The following is an 18,080-nucleotide window of genomic DNA, read 5'->3' on the forward strand; positions in this document are numbered from 1 at the left end:
TTTATTCACCCGCCGGGCGTGCGCGCCGGCCCGATCCGCCGGCCGGCCGCTGGGCCTGTTCCGGCTTGGCCGCCGGCGCCTGGGCCTTGCCGGCTGCGTCCATCACTTCCACGACCGAACCTTCGCGCAGGCGGTCGGTGCCTTCCACCACGATGCGCTCGCCCGCCTTCAAGCCCGAAGCCACCAGCGTGGTGTCCAGCGAGGCGGTGCCCAGTTCCACCGGCTGCACGTGCACCTTGTCGTCCGCGTCGAGCGTATACAGATAGGTGCCCACCGAGCCGCGCTGCACCGCGTAGGACGGGATCAGCAGCCCTTGCTGCTGGCCCAGGTAAATGCGCGCATTGACGAACTGGTTGGGAAACAGGGTCTCGTCGGGATTGTCGAACTCCGCCTTGACGCGCAAGGTGCCCGTGGCCACGTCGATCTGATTGTCCAGGGCCTGCAGCCGGCCCTGACTGGAGAGCACCCGGCCGTTGCTGTCGGTGACCTCCACGCGCAGCGGCCCCTGGCTCTGGCGCATGGCCTGCGAGAGAGCCGCCAACTGATTCTGGGGCAAGGAGAATTCCACGCCGATCGGATCGGTCTGGGTGATGACGACCAGGCCGTCGGTATTGGCGGCGGAAATCAGGTTGCCCTGATCCAGCTTGCGCAGACCCAGACGACCGTCCAGCGGCGCCGTAATGCGGGTGCGATCCAGCTGCAACTGGGTGCGGGCCACTTCCGCCTGGCTGGACTTGACCTGCGCCTGAAGCTGCTGCACGGCGGTTTCCTTGGTCTCCAGCGCCTGGCGCGAAATCGAATTCTGCTGGAACAGCACGCGGTGACGCTGCAGCTCCTGCTGCGCGCCCTTGAGCTGGGCCTGGTTCTGCAGCAACTGGCCGCGCGCCTGATCCAGCTGGACCTGATAGGTGCGCGGATCGATTTCGGCCAGCAGGTCGCCGGCCTTGACGCGCTGGCCGTCCTTGAACAGGACGCGCACCAGCACGCCGTCGACCTCGCCGCGCACGGCCACGGTCTGCAGGGGTTTGACCGTGGCGATGGCCGTCAAGGTCTGGTCGATCAGCCCTTCCTGCACGGTTACGGCGCGCACCGGCACCTTGGCGGAGCCCATCATGCCGCGCGGTCCGCGCGGCTGGCCGGAGGCGCTTTCGGTCGCGGCGGGCTTCGGGGACAAAACGTAGTAAGCCAGGCCTCCCGCCACCAACAGACCCAGCACCAAGCAGACATAAAAGGTTCGGGACTTCCGACCTCTGCCTGTATTCAACTCCGACATGTAAGCTCCCCGGCTAAAACTCGATTGTCCGCACGCAGCGTCAAAACCAGCGTTTAACGGCAGCGCGTCCGTTTCGGACGCGCTCGCGCATCGTGTGACATTATTCCATTGAGCCCGGCGCAAGGGACGGATTCATGTCCATGCGCGAAGCCTGCGTGCAACAGCCGCCCGCTCCGGCGCGCGCCTGCCCGGCCAAGTATAAAAGCCGCTACCTGAACCTGATATGAACGGAACTGTTCAGCCGAAATTGCAGCGCGCCAGCCGGAAAGGAATGTCCGCCGTGACCGGTTGCGGCTTGAGCTGGTTGTCCTGCTGCACGAAGCGCACCCACACCACATAGCGGTTGGCGCTCATCTCGGGATAGATGCGCGCGCCGGCGTTCACCCAGACCCGCAGCAACTGGAAGGACTTGCCGGCCAGCATCTCCTGGTAGGAGCCTTCGCGGGCGGTCTGCTCGACCGCGTCGCCCGATTGGCGCAGCAGGCGCAGGATCAGGGCCAGGCCCTGATACAGGGGCGCAAAGGGCTCCGACCAGCGCCGGATGTCCTCGACGCGCTCGGCATCGGGACGTTGCTGCCAGGAGTAGTAGGACGGCATGTCCACCTGCGAGGTGCCGCCCGGAACGGCGACCCGGCCGCGCAGGCTGGCCAGCCATTCATTGTCGCGCAGGCCCTGGCCCACCCGTCCCTGCGCGGACAGCTCGGCCGCCGCGCCGTTGATTTCGTCCAGCATCTTGTCCAGCGCCTGCAGCTGCACGCCGGGATGCTCGCGCAAGGCCGCCAGCGCGATGCGCTGGCGCTCGAGGTCCTGCAGGACGGCGGAGCGCAAGTCGGTGCGATCGGAGATGTCCAGCAAGTCGAACAGGGTTGCCACGGCAACCTGATGGGAGTGCGCGTCCAGGCTGCGGGCAAAGTGAAACAGCCGCTCGAACAGGTATTCCACCCGGAGCAAAGCCCTGACACGCTCGTTGCATGGGTATTCGTATAAAGTCACGCGTTTAGAAACCTTTATTAGACTGCTTGCGGCGGGGCGGGACCCGCGCTCAACCGGACAGGGCGCGCCAGGCTTCGTGTACGGCCCGGGCGCGCTGCTCCAGGAGCGGCAGCGTCGTCTCCCCGTCATTCAGGACGACATCATCGGCCAGCGCAAGACGCTGCTCGCGCGTGGCCTGTGCGGCCATGATACGCTCAATCGTGGCAATGGACAGCCCGCTGCGCTGCTGCACGCGGCGCACCTGGGTGGCCGGATCGCAATCGACGACGCAGATGCGGTCCACCCGCTCCCGCCACCGGCCCGACTCCACCAGCAAAGGCACCACCACGACAAGATAACATCCCTGCGCAGTCAAGGTCTGTGCTTTTGTTACGGCTGAAATCAAGGGATGAATGATGCCCTCCAGGCGGCGGCGCGCCGGCGGATCCTGAAAGACGCGGGCGCGCATGCGGTCGCGGTCCATGGATCCGTCCGCGGCGATGAACTCCTGCCCGAAGGCCTGGCGGATGGGTTCGATGGCCTGCCCGCCGGGCGCGGTGAGCTGATGGGCGATCACATCCGTATCGATGACGGCCGCGCCCCAGGCGGCGAAGAAATCCGCCACTTTGCTCTTGCCCGATCCGATTCCCCCCGTCAGCCCTATCGTCAGCATGCGCCGTCCATCCGTCAAAAATGAAACTGTAACGTAAGGACGGCGATCCTCCTACCCCGCAGGCGAACGGCGGCGCTGTCCTGCGCGCAAGGTCTCGCGTAGAATCGCAGTATCCCTCTCCACGGAAGTCCGCCATGCCTTTTCAGAAGATCACGTCCCTGCGTCCCCTTTCCCTGGTCATGGTCGCCCTGCTGGCGGCCTGCGCCCAGAACCCGGCCCAGCCCGATCCCAACGAAGGGCGCGGCTCCACGCAGCAGGATGCCCTGCGCAACGCCCAGGGCCGCGACACGACCCGCGCTCCTTCGCAGATCACCCTGGGCTTCGGCGACCAGGAAGGCGTGCGCCCCGTCGCTCCCGCCCAGGCTGAACAGCAAGCCGCGCCGCTGGGCACGGCCGTGGCCGAACTGGCCGAGCCCAAGACCTTCCTGGGCACGCTGTCCTGCCCGCCCCAGGGCGGCGCCTGCTCGCCTTCCAAGATCAGCGTCACGCTGGCGCCCGCCGGCCAGTGGCGCCTGCGCGCCGTGTCCCTGGACGGCGGACAGGCGCGCAGCGCCGGCGGCTGCTGGGTGCCCATAGGCGCGCAGCCCACGCGCATCGCCCTGCTGGCGGACAACGACACCACGCTGGCCGACCTGAGCTTCGTGAATGGCAATGTGCTGCGCATCAATACATTCAACCAGCAGCGCCCCACGCTGGAAAGCCGCCTGACCCGCCAGGCCGACATCGACCCCATTGCCGAGCTGGACGGCAAGCCCGTCCCGGCCTGCCGCTGAGCCCAGACCGGCTCTAACCCGCCTGCCTGCCCGATACCCTGGGCGGCAGCGCCTCCAGCAGGCCCGGTTCGCTGAACACGAACCGGGTCAGTTCCACGGCATTGCGCACCCGCAGTTTCTGGAAGACCCGCGCCCGGTGCGCCTCCACGGTGCGCTGGGAAATGGCCAGTTCGGCCGCGATCACCTTGTTGGCCTTGCCGATGGCGATATAGGACAGCACGTCGCGCTCGCGCGGCGTCAGGCTGTCGAAGAGGACGTTGGCGGGAAGATGACCATTCAATACCATGTCAGCCTCGCGATACATGTGCCGGGCGGTCCTGCCGCCGCTGGCTCAACTTGTTAACCATAAGACATATTTTGTCATTTTATGCAACATCCGAGCGACTGTTAGCTCTGACAGGATGACTTTGTCACAGGTCTAAGTTGTCAATAAAAAAGCACGGCCTGAACCGTGCTTCCTTGTCCTTGCTGCCGTGATCGCGCAATCAGGCCTTCACCATCTCCAGGTTGTCGATCAGCCGGGTGGCGCCCAGCTTGGCGGCGGCCAAGGCCACCAGCGGCTCGCCGCCCTGGATCTGTTCCGGCGTGGGTTCCAGCAGGTCGGACTGGCGGCGCAGGGCCATGTAGTCCACCTGCCAGCCGCGTTCGGCCAGGCGGCGGGCGGCGCGCTCCTCGATCTGCTCGCGGCTGTCGCCCTGCTGCAATTGCCGCGCCATGTCCTGCAACGCCTGGTAGAGCTGCGGCGCTTCGGCGCGCTCGGCCTCGCTCAGGTAACGGTTGCGGGACGACATGGCCAGGCCGTCGGTTTCGCGCACGGTCTCGTGGGCCAGGATCTCCACCGGCAGCTGGAACTGGCGCACCATCTGGCGCACCACCATCAGCTGCTGGTAATCCTTCTTGCCGAACACGGCCACGCGCGGCTGCACGCAGGAGAACAGCTTGAGCACCACCGTGCACACGCCTTCGAAGAAATCGGGGCGGAAATGCCCTTCCAGGATGCGGCCCAGGTGGTCCGGCGGGCTGACGCGGAAATTCTGCGGCTCCGGGTACATTTCCTTTTCCGACGGCGCGAACAGCACGTACACGTCCCGTTCCTGCTCCATCTTGGCCACGTCGTCCTGCAAGGTGCGCGGATAACGGTCGAAGTCCTCGTTGGGCCCGAACTGCAGGCGGTTGACGAATATGCTGGCGACCACCGGATCGCCGTGCTGACGGGCCAGCTTCATCAGCGACAGGTGAGCCTGGTGCAGATTGCCCATGGTAGGCACGAATGCCACGCGTGTCTGGCCCTGGAGCTGATCGCGCAGTTCTTGGATGTTGTGGACGACTTTCAAAAATTTCTCCGCTACGGAATGAGGCCGGCTGGCCCGCCCTAGGCCCGGATGTAGGTCAGGCGCAGGTAAATGGGAGCATAGGGCTCGGCCTGGGTGATTTCAAGCAGGGACTCTCGTGCCAGTTCCAGCATGGCCAGAAAGTGCACGACAATCACCGCCGCCGGATCTCCCTGATCCAGGCGTTCGGAAAAAAGCTGGGTGAATTCCATGAAGCGCACGTCCTGCAATCGGCGCAGGATCTGGCTCATGTGATCGCGAACCGACAATTGCTCGCGGGTGATCTTGTGGCTGGCGTTGAGCTTGGCGCGCTTGAGGATGCCCAGCCAGGCCTGGCGCAGGTCGTCGGCGCAGACCTCGGGCAGGATCTCCTCCACGACCAGCTCGGCGTGGGCGGCCGCCAGAAGGTAATCGCGCCCCTGCAAGGGCAGCTCGTCCAGACGGCGCGCCCCCAACTTCATGCGTTCGTACTCCAGCAGACGGCGCACCAGCTCGGCGCGCGGGTCCTCGACCTCCTCGCCGGTATCGGCCTTGCGCACGGGCAGGAGCATGCGGGACTTGATCTCGATGAGCAGGGCCGCCATCAGCAGGTATTCCCCGGCCAGCTCCAGATTGCTGGCGCGGATCTGTTCCACATAGGCCAGGTACTGCCCGGTGACCTGGGCCATGGGAATGTCCAGGACGTTGAAGTTCTGCTTGCGTATCAGGTACAGCAACAGGTCCAGCGGGCCTTCGAAGGCGTCCAGAAAGACTTCCAGCGCATCGGGCGGGATGTACAGATCCTGGGGTATGGCGAACAGGGGTTCGCCGTACAGTCGCGCCAGCACCGCATCGGCATCGGCCTGCGGCTCGTCCAGCGCGATTTCCTGTTCGATCTCGGACACAGGTCAGGCGTGCGGCTTCAGTTGTTCTCGTAGTACACGTAAGGCTTCTGAGGCGTGCGCGCCGCCTTGTAGCCGTCCTGCAGCTCCTGGTCGATCTGCTTGTCCCACAGACGATGACGGCCTTCGCGCTGACGCGCTTCGGTATCGGGATACTGATCTTTGTATTGCTTGAGGAACTGGGTGATTTCCGATTCGTAATTCTTTGCCATAATACCTGTACGCCTAAAGTAATTGGATAACAGAAAAGTTCGAGTTTACTGCACCGAACACCGGAGAGCTCGCTGCATGACGTCTGTCACGACCGAAACCGCTGCCGATGCGGCCATGTCTTCCCAGGAGCGCCGCGCCATACGCATCATTCCCTACATCGTCGGCTGCGCGCTCTTCATGCAGATGCTGGACTCCACGGTGGTGGCCACCGCCCTGCCCACCATGGCGCTCTCGCTGGACACCAGCGTGATCCGCATGAACATCATCATCACCAGCTACCTGCTGGCCGTGGCCGTGTTCGTGCCCATCAGCGGCTGGGCCGCCGATCGCTTCGGCGCCCGCAAGGTGTTCCTGGCCGCCATTTTACTCTTTACCGTCAGTTCTGTTGCATGCGCCTTGTCCCAGAACCTGCCGCAACTGGTGGCCGCCAGGGTGGTGCAGGGCATGGCCGGGGCCATGATGGTGCCGGTCGGGCGCATCATCCTGCTGCGCCGCGTGCCCAAGGACCAGTTGCTGGGCGCCATGGCCGTGCTGACCCTGCCCGCCTTGCTGGGGCCCATCATCGGCCCGCCGGTGGGCGGCTTCCTGGTCACCTACGCCACCTGGCACTGGATATTCCTGATCAACATTCCCGTGGGGCTGCTGGGCATCGCCCTGGTGCTCAAGTACATCCGCGAAGACTACCCCATGGAGCGCGCCCCCCTGGACTGGCTGGGCTTTCTGCTGAGCGCCGTCTGCCTGGCCACGCTGGTGACCAGCTTCGAGAACGTGGGCCACGGCACGCTGAGCTGGCCCACCCTGGGCTGGCTGACCCTGACCGGCCTGGCGGCCGGGCTCTGGTACGGCTGGCATTCGCGCCAGGCCGCCTACCCCATCATCGACCTGACGCTGCTGCGCACCAAGACCTTCGCCATTTCCGTGCTGGGCGGCAATCTGTGCCGCTTTTCCCTGGGCGCTTCGCCTTTCCTGCTGGCCATTCTGCTGCAGACCAGCTTCGGCATGAGCGCCCTGGCCGCCGGCCTGATCACCTTCACGGGCGCCATCGGCGCGCTGGTCATGAAGCTGGCCGCCCCGCCCATCATACGGCGCTACGGCTTTCGCCGGGTGCTGATCGTGAACGCCTGGCTGACCGGGCTGTTCATCGCCCTTTGCGCCCTGTTCCAGGCCAGCACGCCGCTGTGGCTGATGGCCGCCGTGCTGACGGCGGGCGGCTTCTTCCGTTCGCTGCAATTCACGGCCGTGAACACGCTGACCTATGCCGACCTGGACTCGTACGCCATGAGCCGCGCCAGCAGCTTCGCGGCCATGGCCCAGCAGTTGGCGATCAGCCTGGGGGTGGCCTGCGCGGCCGTCACCCTGAACGTCAGCATGTCCCTGCGCGGCGCCACCGCCGTTGCCACGCAGGACGTGGTCTGGGCCTTCCTGATCCTGGGCGCCATCACGGCCGCCTCCAGCCTGTCCTTCGCCCGCCTGTCGCCGGCTGACGGCGACGCCCTGCAGGAAAAACAGACCCGGAAAGTCATCCAGCGCTAGAGGGCCGCGCAGCGCCGGTTCAGGCTGGAGCGGCCGCATCGGCCAGCAGCATCACCAGCTTGCAGTCCGGCCGGATCGCCAGCCTGAAGGTGAACTGCTGGAAGCGCCGCACGCCCAGCCGCGGATGCCGGAAATCCCGCAGGCCGCCTTCGCGCTCGACCACCGTCTGCCGCCCCCACCAGAAGGCGAACACCTGGCTTTGCTGGGTCAGTTCGTGGATCAGGGCCTGCAGATCGGGCTCGTTCGCATGCGCGCCGACATCGGCGCGGAATTCGGCCACCACGCGGCTGGCGCGCTGCTCCCAGTCCACCACCAGGTCGCGCGCGGCCGGATCCAGGAAGATATAGCGCAGCAGATTGGGCTGCTCGCTGCGGTCGGGCCAGCCGTCGAACAGCTCCAGCAGGGCCTCGTTGCGCGCCAGCACGTTCCAGCTGCGATCCAGGATGTAGGCCGGCGCAGTGATGCTGTCCACGCAGGCGCTCAAGCCCTGCGGCAGGGGCTGGATGTCGCCCTGCCAGTGTTCCGGATCGGCGCAGTCGGCCAGCTCGAACAGGTAGTGGCGCTCCGCGCGGGCCAGCTTCAGCACGGACGCCAGGCGCGCGCAGACCGCCGGCGAGACGGTGACATCGCGGCCCTGCTCGATCCAGGTGTACCAGGTGGTGCTGATGTCGCACAACTGCGCCACCTCTTCGCGGCGCAGTCCCGGCGTGCGCCGCCGCACGCCGGGAGCCAGGCCCAGGTCCTCGGGCCGGATGCGTTCACGGGCATGGCGCAGGAAGCGGCCCAGCGCCTGGCGCCGGGTCAGGGCCGCGGACTGCTCCGCAGCGGTTCCGGTGCGCCCGGCCATGTCAGCCCAGCACGCTGGACAGCGTGCGGCGCACGTCCTCTTCCGTGCGGCCGCTGCGCTGGATGTAGTCCTGCAATTGGTCTTCGCCAATATTGCCCACGTTGAAATACTTGGACTGGGGGTGGCTGAAGTAGAAGCCGGACACGCTGGAGGCCGGGATCATGGCGTAGCTGTCGGTAATGAACATGCCGATCTCCTCGCACTGCAGCACGCGGAACATCTCCTGCTTGACCACGTGCTCAGGGCAGGCCGGATAGCCGGGAGCCGGACGTATGCCCTGGTATTTTTCATCGATGAGCTCCTCGTTGGACAGGCGCTCGTCGGTGACGTAGCCCCACAGGTCGGTGCGCACGCGGGCGTGCAGGCACTCGGCGAAACCTTCGGCGAAACGGTCGCCCAGGGCCTTGATCATCAGGTCCGAGTAATCGTCGCCCTCGGCCTGGAAGCGCTCGGACAGCTTGTCCACCCCGAGGCCGCCGGTCACGGCGAACAGGCCGATGTAGTCGGCCACGCCGCTTTCCTTGGGCGCGATATAGTCGGCCAGGCACTTGCTGTCCACGCCTTCGCGCTTGACGCCCTGCTGGCGCAGGTTGCGCCAGGTGAAGAGCACCTCGCTGCGCGACTCATCGGCATAGACTTCGATATCCTCGCCGTTGACCGTGTTGGCCGGGTAGAAGGCGACCACGCCGTTGGCGGTGAGCCAGCGGCCTTCGATGACCTTCTTGAGCATGGCCTGCCCTTCCGCGAACAAGGTCCTGGCCTGCTCGCCCACCACCTTGTCCTCCAGGATGGCGGGGTATTTGCCGAACAGGCTCCAGGTCTGGAAGAAAGGCGTCCAGTCGATGTACTGGGCGATTTCGGCCAGGTCGTAGTTCTTGAACACGCGCCGGCCGATGAACTTCGGACGCGGCGGCACATAGGCGGACCAGTCTATGGCCGGCTTGTCCTCGCGGGCCTTGTCCAGGGAGATCAGCGGCGTGGCCTTGCGGTTGGCGTGGCGCTGGCGCACCTGCTCGTATTCCTCGCGGATCTCGGCCAGGAACTCCTCGACATTGTCCGACACCAGGTTGGTGGCCACGCCCACGCAGCGGCTGGCGTCCGGCGTGTAGATGACCGGGCCGTCGTAGTGCGGCGCGATCTTCACGGCCGTGTGCACGCGGCTGGTGGTGGCCCCGCCTATCATCAGGGGAATGTTGCGCTCGCGGAAGTAGGGATCGCGCTGCATTTCGGACGCCACGTAGGCCATTTCCTCCAGGCTGGGCGTGATCAGGCCCGACAGGCCCACGATATCGGCTTGCACTTCCTTGGCCTTGGCCAGGATCTCGGCGCAGGGCACCATCACGCCCATATTGACCACTTCGAAGTTGTTGCACTGCATGACCACCGACACGATGTTCTTGCCGATGTCGTGCACGTCGCCCTTGACTGTGGCGATGACCATGCGGCCCTTGGAGCGCACGTCGCCGCCGGCCGCCTCGATCTGGCGCTTTTCTTCTTCGATGAAGGGAATCAGGTGGGCCACGGCCTGCTTCATGACGCGCGCGGACTTGACCACCTGCGGCAGGAACATCTTGCCCTGGCCGAACAGGTCGCCCACCACGTTCATGCCGTCCATCAGGGGGCCTTCGATGACGGAGATGGGGCGGCCGCCCTGGGCGGCGATCTTCTGCCGGACCTCTTCCGTGTCTTCCACGATGAAGGTGGTGATGCCATGCACCAGGGAGTGGATCAGGCGCTGCTCCACCGAGGCCTCGCGCCAGGCCAGGTCTTCTTCCTTCTTGGCGCCCGAACCCTTCACGCTTTCGGCCATCTCCACCAGGCGCTCCGTGGGGGTGCGCTCGTCGGCCGGATCCGTCTTGCCCTTGGGTTCGGCCCGGTTCAGGATGACGTCCTCGATCAGGTCGCGCAGATGCGGCTCGATGTCGGCGTACACGCCCAGCTGGCCCGCGTTCACGATGCCCATGGTCAGGCCTTCCCGGATGGCGTAGTACAGGAACACCGTGTGGATGGCCTCGCGCATGGCTTCGTTGCCGCGGAAGGAAAAGCTGACGTTGGAGATGCCGCCCGACAGGCGCGCGTGCGGCAGATTCTTGTGGATCCAGCTCACGCCCTGGATGAAGTCCAGGCCGTAGTTGGCATGCTCGTCCATGCCCGTGGCCACCGCGAACACGTTGGGATCGAAGATGATGTCCTCGGGCGGGAAGCCCACCTCGTCCACCAGCAGGCGGTAGGCGCGCTCGCAGATCTCGATGCGGCGCTGGAGGTTGTCGGCCTGGCCCTGCTCGTCAAAAGCCATGACCACCACGGCGGCGCCGTACTTGCGGCACAGGCGGGCGTGCTCCAGGAAGGGTTCGATCCCTTCCTTCATGGAGATGGAGTTGACGATGGCCTTGCCCTGCACGCAGCGCAGGCCGGTCTCGATCACGTCCCACTTGGAACTGTCGATCATGATGGGCACGCGGGCGATGTCCGGCTCGGAGGCGATCAGGTTCAGGAAGCGGTGCATGCAGGCCGCCGAATCCAGCATGCCCTCGTCCATGTTGATGTCGATGATCTGGGCGCCGTTCTCGACCTGCTGGCGCGCCACGGACAGGGCCTCTTCGTAGTTCTCTTCGCGGATCAGGCGCAGAAAGGCCTTGCTGCCCGTGACGTTGGTGCGCTCGCCCACGTTCACGAACAAGGTCTCGTCGTCGATGTTCAAGGGCTCCAGGCCCGACAGGCGCGTCTTGACGGGAACCTCGGGCACGACGCGCGGCGGCAGGTCCCGGCACAGCTCGGCGATGGCGGCGATGTGTTCAGGCGTGGTGCCGCAGCAGCCGCCCACCATGTTCACCAGTCCGGCCTGGGTGAATTCCTGCAGCAGGGCGGAAGTATCGGCCGGCGTTTCATCAAAGCCCGTTTCCGCCATGGGATTGGGCAGGCCGGCGTTGGGGTACACGCAGACATAGGTGTCGCAGAGCTTGGACAGCTCGGCCACGTAGGGGCGCATGAGCGCCGCACCCAGGGCGCAGTTCAGGCCTATGGTGATGGGGCGGGCATGGCGCATGGAGTTCCAGAAGGCTTCCACGGTCTGGCCCGACAGGATGCGCCCCGACGCGTCCGTCACCGTGCCCGACACCATGACGGGCACGCGCTCGCCGCGCTCCTCGAAGACGCTTTCCAGTGCGAACACCGCCGCCTTGGCATTCAGGGTGTCGAACACGGTCTCGATCAGCAGGATGTCCACGCCGCCGTCCAGCAGGGCGTTGACCTGCTCGGCGTAGGCCACGCGCAACTGCTCGAAAGTCACGTTGCGGGCCGCCGGATCGTTCACGTCCGGGGAAATGGAGGCGGTCTTGGGCTGCGGGCCCAGCGCGCCGGCCACGAAGCGCGGCCAGTCCGGGGTGCTGAAGGCGTCGCGCGCCGCACAGGCCAGACGCGCCGATTCCAGGTTCAGGTCGTAGCTGATGCCCGGCAGGTCATAGTCGCCCTGGGCGATGTCCGTGGCGCCGAAGGTATTGGTGCTGATGACGTCCGCGCCCGCTCGCAGGTACTGGTCGTGGATCTCGCGGATGATGTCCGGGCGCACCAGCGACAGCAGTTCGTTGTCGCCCTTCAGGTCCTTGTGATGGTCCGCGAAACGCTCGCCCCGGAAATCCGCCTCGCCCAATTTGTAACGTTGGATCATGGTGCCCATGGCACCGTCCAGGATCATGATCCGCCGGCCCAGGCGGCGAGCGAACTCGGCCCCGCGGGTGTAGGCGGAAATCGGATAAGGCAAAGCAGGATGGGACACTGGCAAACCCCGTGGCAAGTAAAAAAAAGACCCCCGCGCCGCGCCTCCGGCTTGCTGGCCTCCAAGGGCGCCGGCCGCGAATCTGGTGGATTGACGCCACAATTGTAGCCTTTTGCATCCGCGAACAGACCCAAACCCTTAACGTTTGCGTCACAGGCATGTAACATTTGCCGCTCGGAAAGAGGTGCTTTCCGGTCCGGCCCCGCCCGGGCCTGGGAAAGTCAAATGGGAAACGACCCCCGCTCCGCCCAGGAGCGGCCAAACGTGCTGCCCCCGCAACGGTACATGCCCCGCGCATAGCCCGATACCAGCCTCTTGGGACCTGCCCGCAGGTTCCTGCCGCCCTGAATCCATTGCCGCCCCACCGCCGGGCGGCCTCGTTCAACGACGTGCGGGGACGCACGTCATACAGGAATCACCATGTCCGCATTTTCCCTCCGGCCATTGATGGCCGCCGTGGCCGGCGCCCTGCCGCTGCTCGCCGCCGCCCAGACCGCCCCCGTCGCCAAGCTCGAACAGATCGTGGTCACTCCAAGCCGCATCGAACAGCCGCTGAAGAACGTCGTGGGCGACGTGACCGTGATAGGCCGCGACGCCCTCCAGAAAGCCGGCCAGAGCAGCGTGGCCGAGATCCTGCAGCGCCAGCCCGGCGTGGAGATCACCACCAACGGCGGCCCGCAAGCCGTCACCAGCATCTACCTGCGCGGCACCAATCCACAGCAGACCCGCGTCATGATCGACGGGATGCGCATCAACAGCTCGACCAGCGGCTCGGTGAACTGGCAGGCGCTGGATCCCGCGCTGATCGAACGCATCGAGATCGTGCGCGGCGCCGGCAGCAGCCTGTACGGATCGGACGCCATCGGCGGGGTGATCAACATCATCACCCGGAAAGGCCAGCGCGAACGCGCCCTGAGCGCCTGGGGCAATGTGGGCCTGGGTTCCTACGACACCTTCAAGTCCAGCGCCGGCTTTTCCGGCGCCACGCAGGGCTGGGACTACAGCCTGGCGACCGGCTACGGCACGAGCGACGGCTTCAACGCCACCAACCCGCAGGCCGGCAGCTTCACCTACAACCGCGACAAGAACGGCTACACGCAGCACGGCTTCAGCGGCACGCTGGGCTATGAATGGGCCCAGGGCCAGCACCTGGGCCTGACTGCGCTGAACAGCTACATGGACGGCCAGTTCGACGGCGGCCCCGGCATCAAGGCTCCCAGCACGCTGACCCGCCAGCAGGCCTATGGCTTGACCAGCACCAACAAGCTGGCCGAACGCTGGACCAGCCGCCTGAGCGCCTCGCTGAGCAAGGAAGATGTGGAAACCCGCCTGTACGGCTCGCGCTATTCCACCCTGCAGCGCCAGTACAGCTGGCAGAACGACCTGGCCGTGGCCCAGGGCCACACCGTCTCGCTGCTGGCCGAGCGCCTGGAAGAGCGCATCAAGCACACCACCGTGCACAACGAAGACAAGCGCAACACCAATGCCTTCGCCCTGATCTACCGCGGCGACCTGGACCGCCACCACCTGCAGGCCAGCGTGCGCAACGACAATATCAGCGGCTACGGCAACAAAGTGACCGGCGGCCTGGGCTACGACCTGGACGTGACCGACAACTGGACCGTGGGCGTGGCGGCGAACACCGGCTTTCGCGCGCCGACCTTCGCCGACCTGTACACCCCCTACAGCTGGGGCTTCCAGGGCAATCCCGACCTGCGCCCCGAGAAGTCGCGCAACGTGGAAGGCCATGTACGCTATGCCGATGACACGACCGAGCTGGGCCTGGTGGTCTACCAGAACCGCATCCGCGACATGATCAATCCCTACGTCTGCGATGCGAATTTCGAATGCACGACCTCCAACACGGAGCGCGCCCGCATCACCGGCCTGACCCTGACGGCCATGAAGCAGCTGGGCGACACCACTCTGACGGCCAGCGCCGACTTCGCCAATCCCAAGGACGACAATACCGGCAATCAGCTGATCCGCCGCGCCAGGCAGAACTACAAGCTGGCCGTGGAACAGCGCTTTGACGCCCTGAAAGTCGGCGCCGAGTACCAGTTCGCCACCCGCCGCTACGAAGACGCGGACAACAAGGTGCGCCTGGGCGGCTACGGCCTGCTGAACCTGACGGCCAGCTACCCCATCACCGCCAGCCTGGAAGCCCAGCTGCGCTGGAACAACGTGCTGGACAAGGACTACACCCTGATCCGCGGCTACAACAATCCCGGCTCCAGCGTATTCCTGAACCTGGCCTGGCGCATGTAAGAATGGCGCAAGGGCCGGCCTTGCGCCGGCCCGTCCTGGAAACCCCGACCATGCCCGCTTTCGCTACGACTTCCCGCCTGCGACGGCTCCTGGCCGCCATGGCCGGCGCATGTCTGCTGGCCGCGAAAGCGGCCTGCGCGAGCAGCCAGGCCGCGCCGGCGCGGGCGGAGCCTCCCACGGTCGTGAGCCTGGCCCCGCACATCACGGAAATCCTCTTTGCCGCCGGCGCGGGCGACCAACTGCTGGCCGTGGACAGCGCCAGCGATTTTCCGCCCGACGCCCTGACCCTGCCGCGCATCGGCGATGCGCTGCGCGTCAACCCCGAACGGCTGCTGCAGCTCAAGCCCGACCAGGTCTGGGCCTGGCAGAGCGGTCAGATCGGCCCCGAACTGACCCGGCAGCTGCAGCAGGCCGGCATAGGCCTGACCCTGGCCGCTCCCGTCCGCCTGGACGACATTCCCGCCCTGGTGCGTCAGGCCGGGCTGGAACTGGACACGCGGGACCAGGCCGAACGGGCCGCCGCCGCCCTGGAGAACCAGATCGCCGCGCTGCGCCAGGACCGCCATCCGGGCGACGCCGTAACGGCTTTCCTGGAGATCGGCCACGAGCCGCTGTATACGCTGGCCCGCGATCCCTTGACACAGGATGTGCTCGACACCTGCGACGCGCGCAATATCTACGCCGGGCACGCCGCCGTGGCGCCCACCATCAGCCTGGAAGACGTGCTGCACAAGAAGCCGCAGGTGGTCATCATGGCCTACCGCGACCCGGCAATGCTGCGCGAGCGCCACCGGTTCTGGGAAAAGCACCTGGGGCTGGCGCCCCAGGCCCTGCTCAACCTGGACCCCGACGCCCTGTACCGCCCCGGCCCCCGCCTGATCGACGCCACGCACGAGCTGTGCGAACAGCTGGACCACTACCGGGCCAGCCGGCCCTGAGCGTCGCTTCCGGGCGGACGCCGCGCGCTTGGCCGCCGATTCGCCACGATGGCCGCGGGCCAGCCCACGCGGAATCCATAAATCGATTATTCTTCTGTTTATTGGCTATTTGAAACAGCCTGCGCCTGTCCGCGCGCAGTTCTCCCGCATCACCACCATGACCCACACCCTGATGAACGACCCATTTGTCCTGGCCGGCAAGACCTATCAATCCCGCCTGCTGGTGGGCACCGGCAAATACAAGGATTTCGACGAAACGCGCGAGGCCATCGAAGCCAGCGGCGCGGAAATCGTCACCGTGGCCATCCGCCGCACCAATATCGGCCAGAACGCCGACGAACCCAGCCTGCTGGACTATCTGCCGCCCTCCAAGTACACGCTGCTGCCCAATACCGCCGGCTGCTACACCGCCGAAGACGCGGTACGCACCCTGCGCCTGGCGCGCGAGCTGCTCGACGGCCACAAGCTGGTCAAGCTGGAAGTGCTGGGCGACTCCGGCAACCTGTTCCCCAATATGCCCGAGACCCTGAAAGCCGCCAGGACACTGGTCGCCGAAGGGTTCGACGTCATGGTCTACTGCGCCGACGACCCCATCCAGGCGCGCATGCTCGAGGACATAGGCTGCGTGGCCATCATGCCGCTGGCCTCGCTGATCGGCTCGGGCATGGGCATCCTCAATCCCTGGAACCTGCGCCTGATCATCGACCAGAGCAAGGTCCCCGTTCTGGTGGACGCCGGCGTGGGCACGGCCTCGGACGCCGCCATCGCCATGGAGCTGGGCTGCGACGGCGTGCTGATGAACACCGCCATCGCGGGCGCGCGCCAGCCCATCCTGATGGCCAGCGCCATGAACCTGGCCGTGCAGGCCGGCCGCCAGGCCTACCTGTCCGGCCGCGTGCCGCGCAAGTACTACGACGCCGACCCCAGCTCGCCCACCGAAGGCCTGATCCACTCCCGCACGTCCTGACGACATGATCCCCAATACGCTGACCATCGCCGGAGTCGATCCCTCCGGCGGCGCCGGCATTCTGGCCGACGTGAAGGCCATGAGTGCGCTGGGCGCCTACGCCACCGCCGTGATCGCCGCCCTGACCGCCCAGAACACCCAGGGCGTCACCGGCATCTGCCCCGTCCCCGTGGACTTCGTGCGCCAGCAGATCGATACCCTGTTCGCCGACGTGCGCATCGACGCCGTCAAGATCGGCATGCTGGGCCAGGAAGCCGTCACCCGCGTGGTGGCCGACCGCATGGCGCACTTCAAGCCCAGGCATCTGGTGCTGGATCCGGTCATGATCGCCAAGAGCGGCGACCACCTGCTGGAACGCGCCGCGGTCAACGCCCTGCGCGAAGAACTGGTTCCCCAATGCACCATGATCACGCCCAACCTGCCCGAGGCCGGCGTGCTGCTGGACGCCCGCCCGGTCGAGACCCTGAAGGAAATGCGCCAGGCGGCCGAACGCCTGCGCCGCCTGATGGACCACAGCGACCAGCGCTGGGTATTCCTGAAAGGCGGCCATTTGCCCGGTTCGGACTGCATCGACCTGCTGCACGACGGCGACCAGATGATAGAAATGCCGGCCAAGCGCATCGCCACGGCCAACACGCACGGCACCGGCTGCACCTTGTCAGCGGCGCTGGCCGCCCTGCTGCCCCAGCACGCCAGCGTGCCGCAAGCCGCCCTGGCGGCCAAGCAGTATCTGTACGAAGCCATCGCCCGCTCCGGCGAGCTGGAAGTGGGCAACGGCCATGGCCCGGTGCACCATTTCCACCGCCTCTGGCCGTCCTCCTAACTGCGGCCGCCCACGGGCGGCGCCTTTCGCTTCTATGTCTACACTCGGTATCATCGTCGCCATGCACGAAGAGCTGGAAGTCGTGCTGGCCCGCCTGCAGGACGTCCGGACCCATCACCGCGCCGGCATGACCTTCCATTGCGGCGCCTACCTGGGCAAGGCCGTGGTGGCCGTGGTCTGCGGCGTGGGCAAGGTCAATGCGGCCGCCTGCACGCAATTGCTGATTTCGGAATTCTCCGTCGGCCGCATCATCAACATCGGCATCGCCGGCGGCCTGGCCCCCGGCATCGTGCCCGGGGACGTGGTCATCGCCGACACGCTGGTGCAGCACGACATGGACGTGCAGGCCCTGGGCCTGCCGCCCGGCCAGATATTCCGCCTGGACACCTTCGACTTTCCGGCCGACCCCGCCCTGCTGGCCATCGCCCGCCAGGCGGCGCAGCGCATCGAGGGCCACCGGGTGCACGTGGGCCGAATTGTTACCGGCGACCAATTCGTCGCCTGTAACGATAAAATACAATGGCTGACCCGTACGTTCGGAGCGCTGGCCTGCGAGATGGAAAGCGCCGCGATCGCCCACGTGTGCTATCTGAACTCCTTGCCCTTCGTCTGCATCCGCAGCATCTCCGACAATGCCAACCAGGGCGCGCACATGGATTTCGACACCTTCCTGCCGATCGCCGTGGACAATGCCAGCGCCCTGCTGCACGCCATGGTGCCGGCATGCTGAGAACGTGGACAGGTTCCATGCCCCGGCGCGCTGATACTGGTGCGCTGGCTTATAATCGATTCTTTGCCAAGCCTTTAGTTTTC

Annotated in this window: 16 protein-coding genes; 7 read left to right on the plus strand and 9 right to left on the minus strand. The window is 66.1% G+C overall.

What is annotated here, in order from left to right; all coding sequences use genetic code 11:
• Position 1: 1 nt before the first annotated feature.
• The 3 genes from ACF3ND_RS15440 to coaE all read right to left on the minus strand — a co-directional run bounded on the left by ACF3ND_RS15440 (position 2) and on the right by coaE (position 2,918).
• On the minus strand, positions 2-1,174 hold the full coding sequence (locus ACF3ND_RS15440) for an efflux RND transporter periplasmic adaptor subunit (protein ID WP_394061982.1): 1,173 nt from the start codon (positions 1,172-1,174) through the stop codon (positions 2-4).
• 336 nt (positions 1,175-1,510) lie between these two features.
• Complete coding sequence (zapD, locus tag ACF3ND_RS15445; RefSeq protein WP_394061984.1) at positions 1,511-2,266, minus strand: cell division protein ZapD; 756 nt, start codon at positions 2,264-2,266, stop codon at positions 1,511-1,513.
• 49 nt (positions 2,267-2,315) lie between these two features.
• A complete protein-coding gene (gene coaE / locus ACF3ND_RS15450; protein WP_394061986.1) occupies positions 2,316-2,918 on the minus strand; it encodes a dephospho-CoA kinase in 603 nt (200 codons plus the stop codon).
• 134 nt (positions 2,919-3,052) lie between these two features.
• On the opposite strand from coaE, the gene ACF3ND_RS15455 reads away from it, so the two are divergent.
• Positions 3,053-3,691: a hypothetical protein gene (locus ACF3ND_RS15455; protein WP_394061988.1), complete on the plus strand. Its 639-nt coding sequence runs from the start codon at positions 3,053-3,055 to the stop codon at positions 3,689-3,691.
• A 13-nt stretch (positions 3,692-3,704) separates the two neighbouring features.
• Here the strand turns inward: ACF3ND_RS15455 and ACF3ND_RS15460 are convergent, their stop codons facing one another.
• From ACF3ND_RS15460 to ACF3ND_RS15475, 4 genes are all read right to left on the minus strand, one after another.
• Positions 3,705-3,995: a response regulator transcription factor gene (locus ACF3ND_RS15460; protein WP_394061990.1), complete on the minus strand. Its 291-nt coding sequence runs from the start codon at positions 3,993-3,995 to the stop codon at positions 3,705-3,707.
• A gap of 181 nt (positions 3,996-4,176) precedes the next feature.
• A complete protein-coding gene (gene panC / locus ACF3ND_RS15465) occupies positions 4,177-5,025 on the minus strand; it encodes a pantoate--beta-alanine ligase (protein WP_394061992.1) in 849 nt (282 codons plus the stop codon).
• 38 nt (positions 5,026-5,063) lie between these two features.
• Positions 5,064-5,906 (minus strand): segregation and condensation protein A, encoded by an 843-nt coding sequence (locus ACF3ND_RS15470; protein WP_394061994.1) that lies wholly within the window; start codon positions 5,904-5,906, stop codon positions 5,064-5,066.
• Positions 5,907-5,923: 17 nt separating this feature from the next.
• Complete coding sequence (locus ACF3ND_RS15475) at positions 5,924-6,115, minus strand: DUF3460 family protein (RefSeq protein ID WP_394061996.1); 192 nt, start codon at positions 6,113-6,115, stop codon at positions 5,924-5,926.
• 76 nt (positions 6,116-6,191) lie between these two features.
• Here ACF3ND_RS15475 and ACF3ND_RS15480 point away from each other — a divergent pair, with 76 nt between their 5' ends.
• The gene (locus ACF3ND_RS15480) at positions 6,192-7,649 is read left to right on the plus strand and encodes a DHA2 family efflux MFS transporter permease subunit (protein WP_394061998.1); all 1,458 of its coding nucleotides are present in this window, start codon (positions 6,192-6,194) and stop codon (positions 7,647-7,649) included.
• A gap of 19 nt (positions 7,650-7,668) precedes the next feature.
• Here ACF3ND_RS15480 and ACF3ND_RS15485 read toward each other — a convergent pair whose 3' ends face one another.
• Together ACF3ND_RS15485 and metH are read right to left on the minus strand one after the other, a co-directional pair.
• Positions 7,669-8,496, minus strand: coding sequence for a helix-turn-helix transcriptional regulator (locus ACF3ND_RS15485; protein WP_394062000.1), 828 nt, complete (start codon positions 8,494-8,496; stop codon positions 7,669-7,671).
• A gap of 1 nt (position 8,497) precedes the next feature.
• Positions 8,498-12,271, minus strand: coding sequence for a methionine synthase (metH, locus tag ACF3ND_RS15490; protein WP_394062002.1), 3,774 nt, complete (start codon positions 12,269-12,271; stop codon positions 8,498-8,500).
• A gap of 420 nt (positions 12,272-12,691) precedes the next feature.
• Here metH and ACF3ND_RS15495 point away from each other — a divergent pair, with 420 nt between their 5' ends.
• The 5 genes from ACF3ND_RS15495 to ACF3ND_RS15515 all read left to right on the plus strand — a co-directional run bounded on the left by ACF3ND_RS15495 (position 12,692) and on the right by ACF3ND_RS15515 (position 17,997).
• Positions 12,692-14,539: a TonB-dependent receptor domain-containing protein gene (locus ACF3ND_RS15495; protein ID WP_394062005.1), complete on the plus strand. Its 1,848-nt coding sequence runs from the start codon at positions 12,692-12,694 to the stop codon at positions 14,537-14,539.
• Positions 14,540-14,589: 50 nt separating this feature from the next.
• Positions 14,590-15,477, plus strand: coding sequence for an ABC transporter substrate-binding protein (locus ACF3ND_RS15500; RefSeq protein WP_394062007.1), 888 nt, complete (start codon positions 14,590-14,592; stop codon positions 15,475-15,477).
• A 157-nt stretch (positions 15,478-15,634) separates the two neighbouring features.
• Entirely contained in the window at positions 15,635-16,444 is an 810-nt protein-coding gene (locus ACF3ND_RS15505) for a thiazole synthase (RefSeq protein ID WP_394062009.1), read from the plus strand.
• Positions 16,445-16,448: 4 nt separating this feature from the next.
• On the plus strand, positions 16,449-17,267 hold the full coding sequence (gene thiD, locus ACF3ND_RS15510; protein ID WP_394062011.1) for a bifunctional hydroxymethylpyrimidine kinase/phosphomethylpyrimidine kinase: 819 nt from the start codon (positions 16,449-16,451) through the stop codon (positions 17,265-17,267).
• Positions 17,268-17,301: 34 nt separating this feature from the next.
• Positions 17,302-17,997, plus strand: coding sequence for a 5'-methylthioadenosine/adenosylhomocysteine nucleosidase (locus tag ACF3ND_RS15515; protein WP_394062013.1), 696 nt, complete (start codon positions 17,302-17,304; stop codon positions 17,995-17,997).
• The last annotated feature ends 83 nt before the right edge of the window (positions 17,998-18,080 follow it).

This window comes from Alcaligenes sp. WGS1538, from assembly GCF_043187505.1.
Lineage (GTDB): Bacteria > Pseudomonadota > Gammaproteobacteria > Burkholderiales > Burkholderiaceae_B > Alcaligenes.